At 69.6% G+C, this 17,295-nt stretch carries 15 protein-coding genes; 13 read left to right on the forward strand and 2 right to left on the reverse strand.

Going from position 1 to position 17,295, the window contains the following annotated elements:
* Positions 1-61: 61 nt before the first annotated feature.
* Together ACFCVM_RS17300 and ACFCVM_RS17305 are read left to right on the forward strand one after the other, a co-directional pair.
* Entirely contained in the window at positions 62-1,426 is a 1,365-nt protein-coding gene (locus ACFCVM_RS17300) for an APC family permease (RefSeq protein WP_375837967.1), read from the forward strand.
* Positions 1,423-2,367 carry a cyclase family protein gene (locus ACFCVM_RS17305; protein ID WP_375837968.1) on the forward strand — a complete coding sequence of 315 codons (945 nt, stop codon included), beginning with the start codon at positions 1,423-1,425 and terminating at the stop codon, positions 2,365-2,367. Before ACFCVM_RS17300 ends, ACFCVM_RS17305 begins: the two co-directional genes overlap by 4 nt.
* A 27-nt stretch (positions 2,368-2,394) precedes the next feature.
* On the opposite strand, the gene ACFCVM_RS17310 is transcribed toward ACFCVM_RS17305, so the two are convergent.
* Positions 2,395-2,565 carry a hypothetical protein gene (locus ACFCVM_RS17310; RefSeq protein WP_375837969.1) on the reverse strand — a complete coding sequence of 57 codons (171 nt, stop codon included), beginning with the start codon at positions 2,563-2,565 and terminating at the stop codon, positions 2,395-2,397.
* 74 nt (positions 2,566-2,639) lie between these two features.
* Positions 2,640-2,801 (reverse strand): LysE family transporter, encoded by a 162-nt coding sequence (locus ACFCVM_RS17315; RefSeq protein WP_375837970.1) that lies wholly within the window; start codon positions 2,799-2,801, stop codon positions 2,640-2,642.
* Between the two features lie 149 nt (positions 2,802-2,950).
* Between ACFCVM_RS17315 and ACFCVM_RS17320 the strand changes: the two genes are divergently transcribed.
* From ACFCVM_RS17320 to ACFCVM_RS17370, 11 genes are all read left to right on the forward strand, one after another.
* Positions 2,951-3,781, forward strand: coding sequence for an aldo/keto reductase (locus tag ACFCVM_RS17320; protein WP_375837971.1), 831 nt, complete (start codon positions 2,951-2,953; stop codon positions 3,779-3,781).
* Positions 3,782-3,841: 60 nt separating this feature from the next.
* Positions 3,842-5,305, forward strand: a complete 1,464-nt coding sequence (locus ACFCVM_RS17325; protein ID WP_375837972.1) for an MFS transporter — start codon at positions 3,842-3,844, stop codon at positions 5,303-5,305.
* A gap of 129 nt (positions 5,306-5,434) precedes the next feature.
* Positions 5,435-6,490 (forward strand): LacI family DNA-binding transcriptional regulator, encoded by a 1,056-nt coding sequence (locus tag ACFCVM_RS17330; RefSeq protein ID WP_375837973.1) that lies wholly within the window; start codon positions 5,435-5,437, stop codon positions 6,488-6,490.
* Between the two features lie 207 nt (positions 6,491-6,697).
* Positions 6,698-8,242 carry a multiple monosaccharide ABC transporter ATP-binding protein gene (gene mmsA / locus ACFCVM_RS17335; RefSeq protein ID WP_375837974.1) on the forward strand — a complete coding sequence of 515 codons (1,545 nt, stop codon included), beginning with the start codon at positions 6,698-6,700 and terminating at the stop codon, positions 8,240-8,242.
* Positions 8,239-9,594: a multiple monosaccharide ABC transporter permease gene (mmsB, locus tag ACFCVM_RS17340; protein WP_375837975.1), complete on the forward strand. Its 1,356-nt coding sequence runs from the start codon at positions 8,239-8,241 to the stop codon at positions 9,592-9,594. Before mmsA ends, mmsB begins: the two co-directional genes overlap by 4 nt.
* Positions 9,595-9,670: 76 nt before the next feature.
* The gene (locus ACFCVM_RS17345; RefSeq protein WP_375837976.1) at positions 9,671-10,786 is read left to right on the forward strand and encodes a substrate-binding domain-containing protein; all 1,116 of its coding nucleotides are present in this window, start codon (positions 9,671-9,673) and stop codon (positions 10,784-10,786) included.
* Between the two features lie 172 nt (positions 10,787-10,958).
* Positions 10,959-11,663 (forward strand): L-ribulose-5-phosphate 4-epimerase, encoded by a 705-nt coding sequence (locus tag ACFCVM_RS17350; protein WP_375837977.1) that lies wholly within the window; start codon positions 10,959-10,961, stop codon positions 11,661-11,663.
* On the forward strand, positions 11,660-13,276 hold the full coding sequence (locus tag ACFCVM_RS17355) for a xylulokinase (protein ID WP_375837978.1): 1,617 nt from the start codon (positions 11,660-11,662) through the stop codon (positions 13,274-13,276). The genes ACFCVM_RS17350 and ACFCVM_RS17355 overlap by 4 nt, the downstream gene beginning before the upstream one ends.
* Before the next feature lie 45 nt (positions 13,277-13,321).
* Positions 13,322-14,845: an L-arabinose isomerase gene (araA, locus tag ACFCVM_RS17360; protein WP_375837979.1), complete on the forward strand. Its 1,524-nt coding sequence runs from the start codon at positions 13,322-13,324 to the stop codon at positions 14,843-14,845.
* 12 nt (positions 14,846-14,857) lie between these two features.
* Positions 14,858-15,964, forward strand: a complete 1,107-nt coding sequence (locus tag ACFCVM_RS17365) for a LacI family DNA-binding transcriptional regulator (RefSeq protein WP_375837980.1) — start codon at positions 14,858-14,860, stop codon at positions 15,962-15,964.
* A gap of 244 nt (positions 15,965-16,208) precedes the next feature.
* Positions 16,209-17,195 carry an ABC transporter substrate-binding protein gene (locus ACFCVM_RS17370; RefSeq protein WP_375837981.1) on the forward strand — a complete coding sequence of 329 codons (987 nt, stop codon included), beginning with the start codon at positions 16,209-16,211 and terminating at the stop codon, positions 17,193-17,195.
* The last annotated feature ends 100 nt before the right edge of the window (positions 17,196-17,295 follow it).

Raw genomic sequence — 17,295 nt, forward strand, 5'->3', positions numbered from 1 at the left:
TCGATGAAGTGTGTCGTTCCTGCCAGCGGCGCACGTCGGTGGGATGGCCCAGAATGAGCGGGTGACTTCGAACCAGACCGCCGTGGCTCCCGGCGCAGCATCCGCCGTGCACGCGGCATCCGGCACCGCGCCGACCGCCGATTCCGGGCAGCACCGCGGCAGCCTCGGGCTCGTGCAGGGCACGGCCCTCTACATCGCGAGCGTGCTCGGCACCGGCATCCTCGTGCTGCCCGGTCTCGCCGCCTCGGCCGCCGGCCCGGCCTCGATCGTCGCGGTCGCCGTGGTGCTCGTACTCTCCATCCCGCTCGCCGGAACCTTCGCCGCGCTCGCCTCGCGCTACCCCGACGCTGGCGGCGTCGCGAGCTACGCGCGGCGCGCGCTCGGCGACACGGCGGCGCGCATGGCCGGGTACTGGTTCTACTTCGGCGTCTGCATCGGCGCCCCGGTGCTCGCCGTGCTCGGCGGCGAATACGTCGTCGCGGTGCTCGGCATCGACCGCTCGGCGGTGCCCATCATCGGCTTCGCGGTCTTCGTGCCCCCGTTCATCGTCAACTGGTTCGGCGTGCGGGTCGCCGGGTGGGTGCAGTTCGTGCTCACGGGGCTGCTCATCTCCGTGGTCGTCGGTGTCGTCGCCGTGACGTTCCCGGCCGCCGAGGCCTCCAACTTCACGCCGTTCCTGCCGAACGGCTGGGGTGGGGTGGGCGTCGCGATCAGCCTCTTCGTCTGGGCCTTCGCGGGCTGGGAGGTCGGCACCCACATCGCGGGCGAGTTCAAGAACCCGCGCAAGATCATCCCGCTCGCGACCGGCATCGCCGTCGTCGTGGTCGGTGCCGGCTACCTCGCACTGCAGTTCGTCACCGTCGCGGTGCTCGGCGACCGGGCGGGCGACGGCCAGGTGCCGCTGCTCGACCTCGTCGAGACGACCGCCCCCGGCATCGGCCCGGTGCTCGTCGCGATCGTCGCGGCGATCGTCACGCTCGGCGTGATGAACGCCTACCTGCCGGCGTTCGGCAAGCTCGGCGCCGCGCTCGGCCGCGACGGCGACCTGCCCAGGTTCTTCGCGAAGGGCGCAGCCGACGGCGAGGTGCCCCGCCGGGCGCTCGCCCTCACCGGCGTGCTGATCGTCGGCTACTTCGGCCTCATGCTCCTGAACGACCTCGACCTCACGGGGTTCATCCTCGTGCACACGAGCAACATGGTCGCGATCTACGCCGTGGGCATGCTCGCCGCGACGCTGCTGCTGAAGCGCTGGTCGTTCGGGTGGTGGCTCGCCGTCGTCGCGACGATCATGACCGCGGGCCTCCTCGTGCTCGCGTGGGCGAACCTCATCGTGCCGCTCGTGCTCGCCGCCGCCGCGGTGCTCGTGACGATCGTGCGCCGAGTGCGCGCCCGCAACGCCCGCCCCGCTGCCGAGGAGACCGCATGACCGAGTACCGCGCCCATTTCGACGCCGACATCGCCTTCGTCAACGGGGGAGGGCTGCGCGCCGAAGCCTTCCGGCTCGACCTGCCGTCGCAGCAGCTCACCGAGGCCGAGATCGGCGAGCTGCTCGTGCGCCATCTCGGGCTCGCCCTCGTCGGCAACGTCGAGCTCTCGAACCTCGAGATCGTCGAAGAGGCGCACAAGGGCTCGCGGGGCGTCGGTGTCGACACGGGCGTGGGCGCCGCGGCATCCGCTGCGTCAGGCGGCGCGCAGCGCGGGCGCCTCGTCGATCTCAGCCACGTGATCAGCGAGGGGCTCGTGACCTACCCGGGCATCCCGGCGCCGGTGATCACGCCCCACCTCACCCGCGAGGCATCGCGCGAGCACTACGCGCCCGGCACCGAGTTCGAGATCGACGTCATCCACATGGCTGGCAACACCGGCACCTACCTCGACAGCCCGTTCCACCGGTACGCCGACGGCGGCGACCTCGCGAGCCTGTCGCTCGAGACGCTCGTCGGCATCCCCGCCGAGGTCTTCAAGCTGACGGATGCCGCGGAGCGCGGCATCCCGGCAGAGGTCTTCTTCGATCGCGAGCTCGCGGGCACTGCTGTGCTGCTGCACACGGGCTGGAGCCGGCACTTCGGCCAGCCCGAATACTTGCACGGCGCACCGTTCCTCACCGAGGCCGGTGCGCAGCATCTTGCGGATGCGGGCGTCGCGATCGTCGGCATCGACTCGCTCAACATCGACGACGCCGAGTCGGCCGGCGAGCGTCCGGCGCACTCCATCCTGCTCGCGGCGGGCATCCACGTGGTCGAGCACCTCACGGCGCTCGACGAGGTGCCCGTGCGCGGCGCGCGCTTCACGGCGGTGCCGCCGCGGGTCGCGGGGTTCGGCACCTTCCCGGTGCGCGCGTTCGCGGAGGTTCCGGTCGAACGCTGAAGCGAAGCCGCGTCGGCGTGCCGTCGACTAGGTGGTCACCGCCGGCGCCGGTGCATCGATCGCGAGCTTCACGCCGACCGCGCCGAGCAGGGTCCCCGTGACCCACCGTTGCCAACGGATCCACGTGGGCCTGCGCTGGAGGAACACCGCGACCGAGCCCGCCGCGAGGATGATCGCCCCGTTCACCGCCACGGCCACCGCGATCTGGATGGCTCCCAGTTGGAACCCCTGAGCGACGATGTCGCCGGCGCCGTGATCGATGAACTGGGGTATCAGCGCGCGAATCCGACCGCGGTGCCGGCCAGCGACATCATGCCGGCGCGCCACCCCTGGCTGATGCTGCGGGAGACCAGGTAGACCATGTTGGGACCGGGCGTGAGCGCCATGCCCAGCTCGACGAGCGCAATGCCCGAGGCGGCGGCGAGCGAGATCAAAGGGGCCCCTTCGTGTTCGGATTCTTCGGGCATCTCCTTCGACGCGCGGTCTCCCGGCCCAAGGTATGACATGGGCCGGGGCGGAACAAAGTCCGCAGCCGGGGGCGTCGCATCTGGCTTCCGACGCCCGCGTGCGTGAGGATGGACAGATGATCGCACCCGCGTACGCACTCCGCGACGGCAACACGATTCCCGCGATCGGACTCGGCACGTACGGGCTCGACGACCAGGTGGGCATCGACGCGATCACGGCGGGCATCGCCGACGGCTACCGACTCATCGACACGGCCTTCAACTACGGCAACGAAGAGGCCGTGGGAGAGGCGATCCGTCGCACCGACGTCGACCGCAGCGACCTCGTGATCGCCACGAAGCTGCCGGGCAAGCACCACGGCTTCGACGAGACGATCGCGAGCTTCGAGCAGTCTCGGGTGCGCCTCGACCTCGACTGGGTCGACCTGTACCTCATCCACTGGCCGCTGCCGCGCCTCGGCAAGTACCTCGACAGCTGGCGGGCGATGATCTCGTTGCGCGAGAAGGGGCTCGTGCGTTCGATCGGCGTCTCGAACTTCACGCAGGAGATGCTGACCCGGCTCATCGACACCACGGGCATCGTGCCGGTCGTGAACCAGGTGGAATTGCACCCGTACTTCCCGCAAGAGGAGCTGCGCGCCTTCCACGACGAGCACGACATCCGCACCATGAGCTGGAGCCCGCTCGCGAAACGCACCGAACTGCTGCAGGAGCCGGTCGTCGCGGAGGTCGCCGCGGCCCACGGCGTCACGCCGGCGCAGGCGGTCCTGCGCTGGCACGTCGAACTCGAGGCGGTGCCGATCCCGAAGTCGTCGGATGCCGCGCGCCGCCGCGAGAACCTCGACGTCTTCGGGTTCTCGCTCACGACCGAAGAGGTCGATGCCATCTCCGCGTTGTCGCGCGGTCGCATCTGGGGCGGCGACCCCGACACGCACGAGGAGTTCTGAGCTCCGGCGCCGCGGCATCCGCTTGAGTTCAAGTCGGCTTGAAGTCGTAGGCTCGACAGGGTGACCGAACCCACCGCTCCGACTCCTGCGCCGCCCTCGACCGATCACGAGTCGACGACCGTCTCGAACGCATCGCGCGCCGAGGCGTCCGCTGCTGCGCCGGTCGCGCCGGTGCCCGCATCGGGGCCGCTGTCGAAGCCCTATCGGTGGCTCTCGATCGGCATGTTCTCGCTCATCTTCCTCGCCGCGTTCGAGGCCATGGCCGTCACTACGATCATGCCGCTCGTGGCCGAACAGCTCGACGGCGAGTCGCTCTTCGCCCTGGCCTTCGCGGTGCCGCTCGCAGCGGGCATCATCGGCATGGTCATCGCCGGCAACTGGACCGACCGTTCCGGTCCGCTGCCGTCGCTGCTCGTCTCGGCCGCGCTGTTCGTCGTCGGGCTCGTGATCGCCGGCACCGCGGTGAACATGGAGGTGTTCATCGTCGGCCGGTTCGTGCACGGGCTCTCGGGTGCCGCCGTCATCGTGCCGCTCTACGTGATCGTCGGCCGCGTCTACCCGGCCGACCTTCGCGCCCGGGTGTTCGCGGGCTTCGCCGCCGCCTGGGTGATCCCGTCGATCATCGGCCCCGCGCTCGCCGGCGTCGTCGCCGAGACGATCAGCTGGCACTGGGTGTTCCTCGGCGTCATCGCGCTCGTCGTGCCGGCCGCAGCCATGATGCTGCCGCCCGTGCTGCGCGTGCGCGACCAGGTGCAGGGCGACCCCTCGGTGCAGTGGAGCATCAGCCGCGTGGGCTGGGCCGTGCTCACCGCGGCCGCGGCCCTCGGGGTGTCGCTCTCGAAGGAACTCGGCGACCCGTGGCGCTGGGTCGTCGCGATCGCCGCGATCGCGCTGGCCGCCTTCGCCGCCCGGCCGCTGCTGCCGCAGGGCACGCTGCGCGCCGCCCGCGGCATGCCCGCGACGGTGCTCCTGAAGCTCATCGTGGCCGGCGCCTTCTTCGGCAGCGAGATCTACCTGCCGTACCTCTTCATCGAGCGCTACGAGTTCTCGCCGAGCCTCGCCGGCGCGGTGCTGACCGGTGCCGGCGTCTCGTGGGCCGTGGCGTCGTGGCTGCAGGGCCGACTCACCCGGGTGTCGAACACGCAGGCCGTCGTGATCGGCACGGTCCTCCTCGCGATCTCGCTCGCGGTCGTGCTCGTCGTCGCCCTCTTCACGCTGGCCCCGGCGATCGCCTTCACGGCGTGGACCCTCGCGGGCGGCGCCATGGGCTTCATGTACCCGCGGTTCTCGGTCGCCGTGCTCGCGCTGTCACCCGTCTCGGCGCAGGGCTTCAACAGTGCGGCGCTGACGATCTCCGAGTCGCTCGGCGCCGCCATCGCCCTCGCGGTCACGGCCCTCGTCTCGAGCGCGCTCGGCTCCGGCATGTTCGCCGCGGACTTCGCCGTGACCGTGGCGATCGCACTCGTGGCCGTGCTGCTCGCGAGTCGGGTGCGACCCCTCGGCGAAGCGTCGAACGCGAGCTGACCCGCGGGGTGCCGCGCGGATGCCCACCATGTGACTGTCACACGTCTCGATGGCGCGGGAATCGACCTCCCCGTGCATAATGGAAGCGCCGCTGATGTGAACGTGCACATCGGGGTGAACGGGTTGGCAGTGAATCCTGAGACTCCCAAAGGGCGGGCGCCCAGCATCCGCGATGTCGCGCGCCTCGCTGAGGTGTCGCACCAGACCGTCTCGCGGGTGCTGAACGATCATCCGAGCATCCGGCCCGAGACCAAGGAGCGCGTGCTCCAGGCCATGGAGACGCTGCAGTACCGGCCGAACCGCGCGGCTCGCGCCCTCGTCACGAGCCGATCGCACACGATCGGCGTGCTCGCGGCACGGAGCTCGGAGTACGGCCCGGCGACGAGCATCGCCGCGATCGAGGACGCGGCGCGCGAGCACGGGTACTACGTCAACACCGCGAACCTGGCCGCGGTCACGCCCGAGGCCATTACCGACGCGCTCGAGCACCTCATGCTGCAGGCGATCGAGGGGCTCGTCGTCATCGCCCCGCAGGTGCGGGTCTTCGACGTGCTCGCCGCGGCGCCCATCGGCGTGCCGTTCGTGAGCCTGCAGTCCACCGGGCGCAGCGATCACCTCGCGCTCTCGGTCGACCAGGTGACGGGCGCGCGCCGCGCCACGCAGCACCTCGTGAGCCTCGGGCACCGCGAGATCGTGCACCTGGCCGGCCCGCAGGACTGGATCGAGGCCGAGGCGCGCATGCGCGGATTCCTCGACGCGATCGACGACGCCGACCTCTCGCTGCACCCGCCGATCCTCGGCGACTGGAGCGCCGACTTCGGCTACTTCGCCGGGCGCGAGCTCAGCCGCAGCCTCGACTTCACCGCCGTGTTCGCGGCGAACGACCAGATGGCGATCGGCCTCATGCACGCGTTCCGCGATGCCGGCCTCGACGTGCCCGGCGATATCAGCGTCGTCGGGTTCGACGACATCCCGGTCGCGCAGCACGTGTGGCCGCCGCTGACCACGGTGCACCAGGATTTCCGCGAGGTCGGCCGCCGTGCGGTGGCGCTGCTCCTGAACCAGGTGCACGGGCGGGAGGTGCTCGAGGTCGAGGAGATCGTGCCACGGCTCGTCGTGCGCGGATCGTCGGCTGCGGCATCCGATCGCCGTCGCCGTTATCTAAGCGTGACTGACTCGGCTTGACAGCGCCGCATCTCGGATGCACCATTGGTCTCGATGTGAACGGTCACACGAGACCGCACACAGGAACCGCCCCGAACGAATGACATCGAGGTCGCACGTGAACCAGTCGCCGACGACACCCCTTGCGGACTCCCGCAGGTCGGGATCGGTGTCCACCATGCCCCTGCGCCGGCACGACCGGCGCAGCAGCGTCGCAGGAGGCATCCGATGAGCCCCCAGCCCATTCTCGAGATGCGCTCGATCACCAAGGAGTTCCCCGGCGTCAAGGCGCTGTCGGATGTCTCGCTCACGGTGATGCCCGCCGAGATCCACGCGATCTGCGGCGAGAACGGCGCCGGCAAGTCGACCCTCATGAAGGTGCTCTCGGGGGTCTACCCGCACGGCACCTACACCGGGCAGATCATCTTCCGCGGCGAGGAGGTGCAGTTCCGCGACATCCGCCAGAGCGAGAACGCCGGCATCGCGATCATCCATCAGGAGCTCGCGCTGATCCCCGAGCTCTCGATCACCGAGAACATCTTCCTCGGCAACGAGATCAACCGCGGCGGCCGCATCGACTGGAATGCGGCGAAGATCCGGGCCATCGACCTGCTCGCCCGCGTCGGCCTCGACGAAGACCCCGACACGCAGATCAAGCACCTCGGCGTCGGCAAGCAGCAGCTCGTCGAGATCGCGAAGGCGCTCGTCAAAGAGGTGAAGCTCCTGATCCTCGACGAGCCGACGGCGGCCCTCAACGAAGACGACTCGCAGCACCTGCTCGACCTGATCCGCGGCCTGAAGGGCAAGGGCATCGCGTCGATCATGATCTCGCACAAGCTCAACGAGATCGAGGCCGTCGCCGACGAGATCACGATCATCCGCGACGGCCACGCGATCGAGACGCTCGACGTGCATGCGGGCGGCGTCGATGAGGACCGCATCATCCGCGGCATGGTCGGCCGCTCGCTCGAGAGCCGCTTCCCCGACCGCACGCCGCACATCGGCGACGTCTTCTTCGAGGTGAAGGACTGGACGATCCAGCACCCGCAGGTGCCCGAGCGGCTCGTCGTCAAGGGCTCGAGCCTCAACGTGCGACGCGGCGAGATCGTCGGCCTCGCCGGCCTCATGGGCGCGGGGCGCACTGAACTCGCGATGAGCATCTTCGGGCGCAGCTACGGCAACTACCTCTCGGGCACGATCGTGAAGGACGGCCAGGAGATCGTGCTGAAGGACGTCGAGTCGGCGATCGAGAACGGCTTGGCCTACGTCAGCGAGGACCGCAAGCAGCTCGGGCTGAACCTGCTCGACACGATCAAGCGCTCGATCGTCTCGGCGAAGCTCTCGAAGATCGCCAAGCGCGGCGTCGTCGACGACTCGCGGGAATTCGGCATCGCCGACGACTACCGCAAGCAGCTGCGCATCAAGACGCCGAGCGTCGATGCCGGCGTCTCGAAGCTCTCGGGCGGCAACCAGCAGAAGGTCGTGCTGGCGAAGTGGATGTTCACCGACCCCGACCTGCTCATCCTCGACGAACCCACCCGCGGCATCGACGTCGGCGCCAAGTACGAGATCTACACGATCATCCAGTCGCTCGCTGCGCAGGGCAAGGGCGTGATCCTCATCTCGAGCGAGCTGCCCGAACTGCTCGGCATCGCCGATCGCATCTACACGGTGTTCGAAGGCCAGATCACCGACAACATCCCGGCATCCGAAGCGAACCCGGAGGCGCTCATGCGCAGCATGACCTCCGCCAAGAAGAAGGCGAACGCATGAGCACGACGGCGAACGACCCGGCCGCCCAGAAGAAGGGCGGGCTCTCCGACATCCGCAAGATCTTCGGAGGCGGCCAGTCCAGCCTCCGCCAGTTCGGCATCCTCGGCAGCCTCATCGTCATCATCGTGATCTTCCAGATCTGGACGAACGGCCTGACGCTCTCGCCGACGAACCTGATCAACGTCGTCAACCAGTACTCCTACATCCTGATCCTCGCGATCGGCATGGTGATGGTCATCATCATGGGCCACATCGACCTGTCGGTCGGCTCGGTCGCGGCGTTCACGGGCATCATCGTGGCGAAGTCGATGGCGGAGTGGAACTTCCCGTGGCCGCTCGCGATCCTCCTCGGCATCGCCGTCGGCGTCGCCATCGGCGCCTGGCAGGGCTTCTGGGTCGCGGTCATCGGGGTGCCGGCGTTCATCGTGACGCTGGCCGGCATGCTCATCTTCCGCGGCGGCAACCAGTTCATCGGGCAGTCGACCACCACGCCCGTGCCGCAGGAGTTCGGCATCATCGGCGCCGGGTACCTGCCCGAGCTCGCCCTGCCGTTCAACTTCAACGTGCTGACGATGCTGCTCGGCGTGGTCGGCGCCGGGTGGATCGTCTGGAACGAGGTGCACCTGCGGCGCCAGCAGAAGAAGATGGGCTCCGACTCGGCACCCGTCTGGGTGAGCGTCGTCAAGGTCGTCGTGCTCGCGGGCGTCATCCTCTGGGCGGCGTGGCTCTTCGCCACCGGCCGACCGGGCACGAGCTTCCCGATCTCGGGCATCATCCTCGTGGTGCTCGTCATCCTCTACTCGTTCATCACGCGCAACACGATCTTCGGGCGTCACATCTACGCGGTCGGCGGCAACCGCCTCGCCGCAACGCTCTCGGGCGTGAAGGACCGCCGGGTCGACTTCTTCGTCATGATGAACATGTCGGTGCTCGCCTCCGTCGCCGGCATGATCTACGTGGCACGCGCCACCGCCTCGGGCCCGCAAGACGGCAACGGCTGGGAGCTCGACGCGATCGCCGCCGTCTTCATCGGTGGCGCGGCGGTCTCGGGCGGCATCGGCACGGTCATCGGCTCGATCGTCGGTGGTCTCGTGATGGCCTTCCTCAACAACGGCCTGCAGCTCATCGGCGCCGGCGCCGACGTGGTGCAGATCATCAAGGGCCTCGTGCTGCTGCTCGCCGTCGGCGTCGACGTCTGGAGCAAGCGCCAGGGTCGCCCGTCGATCCTCGGCCTCTGGTCGGGCCGCCGCAAGGCGCGCCTCGAGACCCAGGCCCCCGACGAGGCGCCGACCATCGCGCCGACGAGCCAGTCCAACGTGTCCTCGCTGCCTGAGGACCTCACCCGGCGCTGAGCCGCCCGCGGCGGCGTGCGCCCAATCGTCACCATCCGAGAAGTCCTGCAATTCCCATCGAGAAAGTGAAAGATCAATGAAGAAAATCACTCTTGCGGCCACCGCGGTCGCAGCGGTCGCAGCGCTTGCGCTCGCCGGCTGCTCCTCCGACCGAGGCGGCGACTCGGGCGGTGCAAGCGACGCAGCCGGCTTCGCGGCCGACTCGACGATCGGCGTCGCGCTGCCCGACAAGACGTCGGAGAACTGGGTTCTCGCCGGCGGCCTCTTCGAGGACGGACTGTCCGAGGCCGGCTTCAAGGCCGACGTGCAGTACGCACCCGCCTCGAACACGGTCGCCGAGCAGCAGAACCAGATCTCGGCGATGGTGACGAACGGCGCGAAGGTCATCGTCATCGGCGCGAAGGACGGCAAGCAGCTCGGCACGCAGCTGCAGCAGGCTGCTGATGCCGGCGTCAAGATCATCGCCTACGACCGCCTGATCGAGAACACGCCGAACGTCGACTACTACGTCGCGTTCGACAACTTCAAGGTCGGCCAGCTGCAGGGCGAGGCGCTCCTCGACGGACTCGAGCAGCGCTCGGGTCACGCAGCTCCGTGGAACATCGAGCTCTTCTCGGGCTCGCCCGACGACGCCAACTCGGCCGTGTTCTTCAACGGTGCGATGGAGGTCCTCCAGCCGAAGATCGACGACGGCACGCTCGTCGTCGCTTCGGGCCAGACGGAGATCGGCCAGACCGCGACCCAGGGCTGGGAAGCTGAGAACGCCCAGAGCCGCATGGACTCGCTGCTCGCTGCGAACTACGCCGACAAGAACATCGACGGCGTGCTCTCGCCGAACGACAACCTCGCGCGTGCGATCATCACGTCGACGAAGCAGGCCGGCAAGGACATCTCGACGGTGACCGTCACCGGTCAGGACTCCGAGGTCGAGTCGGTCAAGTCGATCATGGCGGGCGAGCAGTTCTCGACCATCAACAAGGACACCACCCTCCTCGTGGAGCAGACGATCAAGATGATCCAGCAGCTCCAGAAGGGCGAAGAGGTCGAGGTCAACGACACCGAGCAGTACGACAACGGCGTGAAGGTCGTTCCCGCGTACCTGCTCGCCCCGGTCATCGTGACGAAGGAGAACGCGGCTGAGGCGTACGCCAACAACCCGAACCTCCTCGACATCGTGAACTCGGCGGGCTAGCCACCCACGGCACGTCGGCCCTCGCTCCTTCGGGAGCGGGGGCCTTCGTCGTGTCACGACGGCGAGCGGATGCCTCGCGCCGCTGCCGTCGCATGCGGGGTTGCGTCAGTCGCCGTTAGCGCTAACATGGCTTCGTTAGCGCTAACGGTGCGTGGCGGACGAAGGAGTCGAGATGGAGTTCGAGCCCGAGGTCGAGGCGGCGATCGTGCACGTGCGCGACGAGGTCGCGAGGCTGCACGCAGAGCTGACCCGCAACGGGCTCGTCATCTGGACGGGCGGCAACGTCTCGGGCCGCGTGCCCGGCGCCGAGCTGTTCGTGATCAAGCCCTCGGGCGTCTCCTACGACGACCTGGCACCCGGGAACATGATCCTCTGCACCCTCGACGGCGAGGTGGTCCCGGGCTCGCCCGGTTCCGACCGGAGCCCGTCGAGCGACACCGCGGCGCACGCCTACGTGTACCGGAACATGCCCGAGATCGGCGGAGTCGTGCACACGCACTCCACCTTCGCCGTCGCGTGGGCGGCGCGCGGCGAGGAGATCCCGTGCGTCATCACGGCGATGGCCGATGAATTCGGCGGACCGATTCCGGTCGGCCCGTTCGCAGTCATCGGCGACGACTCCATCGGCCGCGGCATCGTCGAGACGCTGCGCGGGCATCGGTCGCGCGCGGTGCTGATGCGCAACCACGGGCCGTTCACGATCGGCGCGGATGCCGCGGACGCGGTGAAGGCGGCCGTCATGCTCGAGGACGTCGCCCGCAGCGTGCACTTCGCCCGCGAGGGCGGACCGCTCGTGCCGATGCCGCAGCACGCGATCGATTCGCTCTTCGATCGGTACCAGAACGCGTACGGGCAGGCCGGAGAGGCCCGACGGTGACGGCCGCCAGCACGCCGCGGCATCCGGATGATGCACGCGCGGCGATCATCGACGGGCGCACGTCGCTCGGCATCGAGTTCGGCTCGACGCGCATCAAGGCATGCCTCGTCGGCGAGGATCCGACCGAGGTGCTCGCCGTCGGCAGCCACGAGTGGGAGAACCGGTTCGAGGATCGCGTCTGGACCTACTCGCTGGCCGACGTGTGGTCGGGGCTGCAGGCGGCCTACGCCGACCTCGTCGCCGATATTCGCCGACGCCACGACGTGACGCCGAAGGAGTTCGGCGCGATCGGCGTCTCGGCGATGATGCACGGCTACCTCGCGTTCGACGCGGCCGACGAGCAGCTCGTGCCCTTCCGCACATGGCGGAACACCTCGACCGGCCCTGCCGCTCTCGAGCTCGGCCATCGGTTCGGCCGCAACATCCCGCTGCGATGGTCGATCGCCCACCTGCACCAGGCGATCCTCGACGGGGAGCCGCATGTGCCCGACCTCCGCTTCGTCACGACCCTCGCCGGGTACGTGCACTGGCGCCTGACCGGCCGCAAGGTGCTCGGCGTCGGCGATGCATCGGGGATGTTCCCGATCGACTCGACGACCGGCGACTACGACGCAGGGCTCGCCGCCTCGTACGACGCGCTCGTGACCGATCGCGCACCCGGGCTCCGCCTCGCCGGATTGCTGCCCGAGGTGCTGCAGGCGGGGGAGGATGCCGGCGCGCTCACCGCGGCAGGGGCCGCGCTGCTCGACCCGTCAGGCGCGCTGCGGCCGGGTGCCAGGTTCTGCCCGCCTGAAGGCGACGCCGGCACCGGCATGGTCGCCACGAACTCGGTGGCGCCCCGCACCGGCAATGTCAGCGCCGGCACCTCGATCTTCGCGATGGTCGTGCTCGAACGCCCGCTCGCGCACGCGCACCACGAGCTCGACCTCGTGACCACGCCGGCGGGCGACCCGGTCGCGATGGTGCACTGCAACAACGGCGCCAGCGAGCTCGCGGCCTGGGTCGGCGTGTTCTCCGAGTTCGCCGTCGCGACCGGGGCCCCGGTCGGCGCGGATGCCGCGTATGACGCGCTCCTCCGTTCGGCACTCGAGGGCGAGCCCGACGCGGGCGGCGTGCTCGCCTACAACCACCTCGCGGGCGAGCCCATCGCGGGCCTCGCCGAAGGTCGCCCACTCGTCGTGCGCACGCCCGACAGCCGACTGACCCTCGCGAACCTCATGCGCGCACAGCTCTACGGCGTCTTCGGCACCCTGGCGCTCGGCATGAGCGTGCTCGCCGAGGAAGGAGTCGAGCTCGACCGGATGTACGCGCACGGCGGCATCTTCCGCACCGCGGGCGTCGCGCAGCGCTTCCTCGCCGGGGCACTCGACACGCCCGTGACCGTCGGGGAGACCGCGTCGGAGGGCGGCGCGTGGGGCATCGCCGTGCTCGCGTCCTACCTGTCGGCGTCCGCCGAGCAGGATCTCGGCACCTATCTGCGCGATCGCGTGTTCGCCGGCGCCGCGGTCGACACCGTCGACCCGGTGCCCGACGACGTCGCTGGCTTCTCCGCCTTCCTCGACCGCTATCGGGCGGGCCTGGCCGCGGAGGCCGCCGCCGTCGACGCGCTCTGACCGGCGCGGCCCGATCCACTCACCCCTCGTCCCAAGGAGACCCGCATGACCCGCACCCCGCTCGCCACCTCGCTCGACGGCTACGAGGTCTGGTTCCTCACCGGCAGCCAGCACCTCTACGGACCCGAGACGCTCGCGCAGGTCGCCGCGCAGTCGCGTCAGGTGGTCGAGACGCTCGCCGCGGCATCCGCTGTGCCCGTGAGGCTCGTGTGGAAACCCGTGCTCACCGACTCCGACGCGATCCGGCGCACGGCGCTCGAGGCGAACGCCGCCGACCACGTGATCGGTCTCGTCGCGTGGATGCACACGTTCAGTCCCGCGAAGATGTGGATCGCGGGTCTCGATGCTCTGCAGAAGCCGCTCGCGCACCTGCACACGCAGGCGAACGTCGAACTGCCGTGGGCCGACATCGACTTCGACTTCATGAACCTCAACCAGGCGGCGCACGGCGATCGCGAGTTCGGGTACATCCAGACCCGCCTCGGCGTGCCGCGCAAGACGATCGTCGGTCATGCGAGCGACCCGCGCGTGCAGGCCGAGCTCGGCACGTGGCAGCGCGCGGCCGCCGGCCTCGCGGCATCCCGCAGCCTGAAGCTCGCACGGTTCGGCGACAACATGCGCTACGTGGCGGTGACCGAGGGCGACAAGACCGAGGCCGAGCTGCGCTTCGGCGTGCAAGTGAACACGTGGGGCGTCAACGAGCTCGCCGAGGCGGTGGCCGCGGCATCCGATGCCGACGTCGATGCGCTCGTCGCCGAGTACGAGGAACTGTACGAGGTCGTTCCCGAGCTTCGCGCCGGCGGCGCGCGGCACGAGTCGCTGCGCGACGGCGCGGCGATCGAACTGGGCCTCCGCTCCTTCCTCGAGGAGGGCGGTTTCGGCGCCTTCACCACGAGCTTCGAAGACCTCGGCGCGTTGAAGCAGCTGCCCGGTCTCGCGGTGCAGCGACTCATGGCCGAGGGGTACGGCTTCGGCGCAGAGGGCGACTGGAAGACCGCGATCCTCGTGCGCGTGGCGAACGTCATGGGTGCGGGCCTGCCGGGCGGTGCCTCGCTCATGGAGGACTACACCTACGACATGACGCCCGGCGACGAACTCATCCTCGGCGCGCACATGCTCGAGGTCTCACCGTCGCTCACCACCTCGAAGCCGACGCTCGAGATCCACCCGCTCGGCATCGGCGGCAAGGACGACCCCGTGCGCCTCGTCTTCACGGCCGACCCGGGCCCCGCGGTCGTCGTCGCGCTGTCCGACCTGCGCGACCGCTTCCGCCTCACGGCCAACGTGGTCGAGAACGTCGAGCTGCGGCATCCGCTGCCGAAGCTGCCGGTGGGGCGTGCCGTGTGGAAGCCGGCCCCCGACTTCCACACGAGTGCCGCGGCCTGGCTCACGGCGGGCGCCGCGCACCACACGGTCATGTCCACCGCCGTCGGCGTCGAGGCGTTCCGGGACTTCGCCGAGATGGCGAAGGCCGAGCTGCTCGTCATCGACGGCGAGACGACGCTGCCCGGGTTCCAGCGCGAAGTACGCTGGAACCAGGCCTACTACCGCTTGGCGCAGGGCCTCTGATCGGGGTGGCACATGGGCGGGCACGCATCGCGCGACGGCGAGGCGACGGGCGCGCACGGCGCTGAAGCGCCCGACGGCGGCGCGCCCGCCGGTGCCGCGGCCGCGCCGACCGGAACGGGGGTGCCGACGATGTTCGACGTCGCGCGTCGCGCCGGAGTCTCGCACCAGACCGTGTCGCGGGTGCTCAACGACCTGAGCGGGGTCGCGGCGTCGACCAGGCTCCGCGTCGAGCAGGCGATCGCCGAGCTCGACTACACGCCGTCTCCCGCCGCCCGGGCGATGGCGAAGCGGCGGTCGGGCGTCATCGGACTGATCCAAGCCGGTCGGCCCGACTACGGCCCGTCGAACGCCGCCCTCGGATTCAACGAGGCCGCCCGCGAGGCCGGCTACACCGTCAGCCAGGCGAGCATGCGCTCGCTCCACGCCGACGTGCTGCGCCAGGCGGTGCATCGCCTGGCGCTGCAGCGCGTCGAGGCGATCGTGCTCATCTCGGGCGAGCGCGAGGGCGTCGCCGTGCTCGGCGGCATCGACGCGGGAGTGCCGCTCGTCGTCGTCGCCTCGGAACCCGCGCCCTCGCTGCACCGCGTCTCGATGGACCAGTACGAAGGGGCACGGCTCGCGACCGGCCACCTCATCGAACTCGGGCACCGCGAGATCCGGCACCTCGCCGGACCGGCCGAATCGATGGATGCCGCCGAGCGACGTCGCGGTTGGGGCGACGTCATGCGAGAGCACGGGCTCCGAGCGCCGGAGCCGATCGAGGGCGACTGGCTCGCGGCATCCGGGTACGCTGCCGGTCTTCGCCTCGCCGACGATCGCGAGGCGACCGCCGTCTTCAGCTCCAACGACCAGATGTCGCTCGGCCTGCTGCACGCCTATCGGGAGATGGGGGTGCGCGTGCCCGACGACGTCAGCGTCATCGGGTTCGACGATGTGCCCGAGGCCGCCCACTTCGCACCGCCGCTCACGACCGTACGGCAGGACTTCGACGCACTCGGACGTGACGTCGTCGCGACCCTGCTCGAGGTGCTGCGCGGCGAGGCGGATGCCGTGGACCGCACGGCACGCGTTCCCGAGCTCGTCGTGCGGGCGAGCACGGCGCCGCCGGCGCGCCGCTGACCCCTTCGCGACCGGGCAAGGCGCCCGGATATGAGCGCTCACAACCCCGCGGCGCCGCAGTCCGGGCGCGGGGGCGATGGTCACGCGGCGCATGGCCGGCGCCGTAACCAATACGTTATGAAATCACCACTTGTGAGCGCTCACAAGTGAGCGCTAACATCTCACCACGGCCAGAACGATCTGGCCGCCGGCAACCAGGAGCTCGCAGCACATCCGGCCGGATCACTGAACAAGGAGGTTCACGATGAAGAAGCTGATCGGCATCGCCGCAGCGGCATCCCTCGCTCTCGTACTCGCCGGTTGCGCGGGCGGCGACGGCGGCACCGGCGCGGCCGAAGGCCCCAAGGCGCTCGACGAGCTCGTCGTCGGCTTCGCCCAGGTCGGCGCCGAGTCGGGCTGGCGCACCGCCAACACCAAGGACATCCAGGCGTCGTTCGAAGAAGCCGGCATCGAGCTCAAGTTCTCCGATGCGCAGCAGAAGCAGGAGAACCAGATCAAGGCGATCCGCTCCTACATCCAGCAGCAGGTCGACTACATCGCCTTCTCGCCCGTCGTCGAGACCGGCTGGGACGCGGTGCTCAACGAGGCCAAGGCCGCCGGCATCCCGGTCGTGCTGACCGACCGCGCCGTCGACAGTGAGGACACGTCGCTGTACGTCTCGTTCCTCGGCTCCGACTTCATTGAAGAGGGCAAGAAGGCCGGCCTCTGGGTGCTCGACGAGTACAAGGACTCCTCAGAGAAGGTCAACATCGTCCAGCTCGAGGGCACGACGGGCGCCGCTCCGGCGATCGACCGGGCCGAGGGCTTCGCCGACACGATCCGCCAGAACCCGAACCTCGAGGTCGTGGCCAGCCAGACCGGCGACTTCACCCGTGCGGGTGGCAAGCAGGTCATGGAGGCGATGCTGAAGTCGAACCCCGACATCGACCTCGTGTACGCGCACAACGACGACATGGGCCTCGGTGCGATCGAGGCGATCGAGGCGGCCGGGCTGACCCCGGGTGTCGACATCAAGATCGTCACGGTCGACGCCGTGAAGGACGGCATGCAGGCCCTCGCCGACGGCAAGATCAACTTCATCGTGGAGTGCTCGCCGCTGCTCGGCAAGCAGCTCGTCGACATCATCACCACACTGAACGAGGGCGGCACGGTGGAGCAGCGCATCATCACCGAGGAGACGACGTTCGACCAGGAGCAGGCCATCGAGGCACTGCCCGACCGCCAGTACTGAGTTCCGAGCGAGCGGATGCCGCGGCATCCGCTCGCTCGCGGCTCGGCGGGTGTGCCCGGCTTTCAGGCCGCACACCCGCCGTGCCCTACTCTCGACCCAC

The sequence above is a fragment of the Agromyces sp. NPDC056389 genome (genome assembly GCF_042262385.1).
In the GTDB taxonomy this organism is placed as follows: domain Bacteria; phylum Actinomycetota; class Actinomycetes; order Actinomycetales; family Microbacteriaceae; genus Agromyces.

Coding starts and splice junctions, on each gene's coding strand:
- ACFCVM_RS17345 (WP_375837976.1), top strand. CDS start 9,671: ATGAAGAAAATCACTCTTGCGGCCACCGCGGTCGCAGCGGTCGCAGCG.
- ACFCVM_RS17305 (WP_375837968.1), top strand. CDS start 1,423: ATGACCGAGTACCGCGCCCATTTCGACGCCGACATCGCCTTCGTCAAC.
- mmsB (WP_375837975.1), top strand. CDS start 8,239: ATGAGCACGACGGCGAACGACCCGGCCGCCCAGAAGAAGGGCGGGCTC.
- ACFCVM_RS17350 (WP_375837977.1), top strand. CDS start 10,959: ATGGAGTTCGAGCCCGAGGTCGAGGCGGCGATCGTGCACGTGCGCGAC.
- ACFCVM_RS17320 (WP_375837971.1), top strand. CDS start 2,951: ATGATCGCACCCGCGTACGCACTCCGCGACGGCAACACGATTCCCGCG.
- ACFCVM_RS17370 (WP_375837981.1), top strand. CDS start 16,209: ATGAAGAAGCTGATCGGCATCGCCGCAGCGGCATCCCTCGCTCTCGTA.
- araA (WP_375837979.1), top strand. CDS start 13,322: ATGACCCGCACCCCGCTCGCCACCTCGCTCGACGGCTACGAGGTCTGG.
- mmsA (WP_375837974.1), top strand. CDS start 6,698: ATGAGCCCCCAGCCCATTCTCGAGATGCGCTCGATCACCAAGGAGTTC.
- ACFCVM_RS17365 (WP_375837980.1), top strand. CDS start 14,858: ATGGGCGGGCACGCATCGCGCGACGGCGAGGCGACGGGCGCGCACGGC.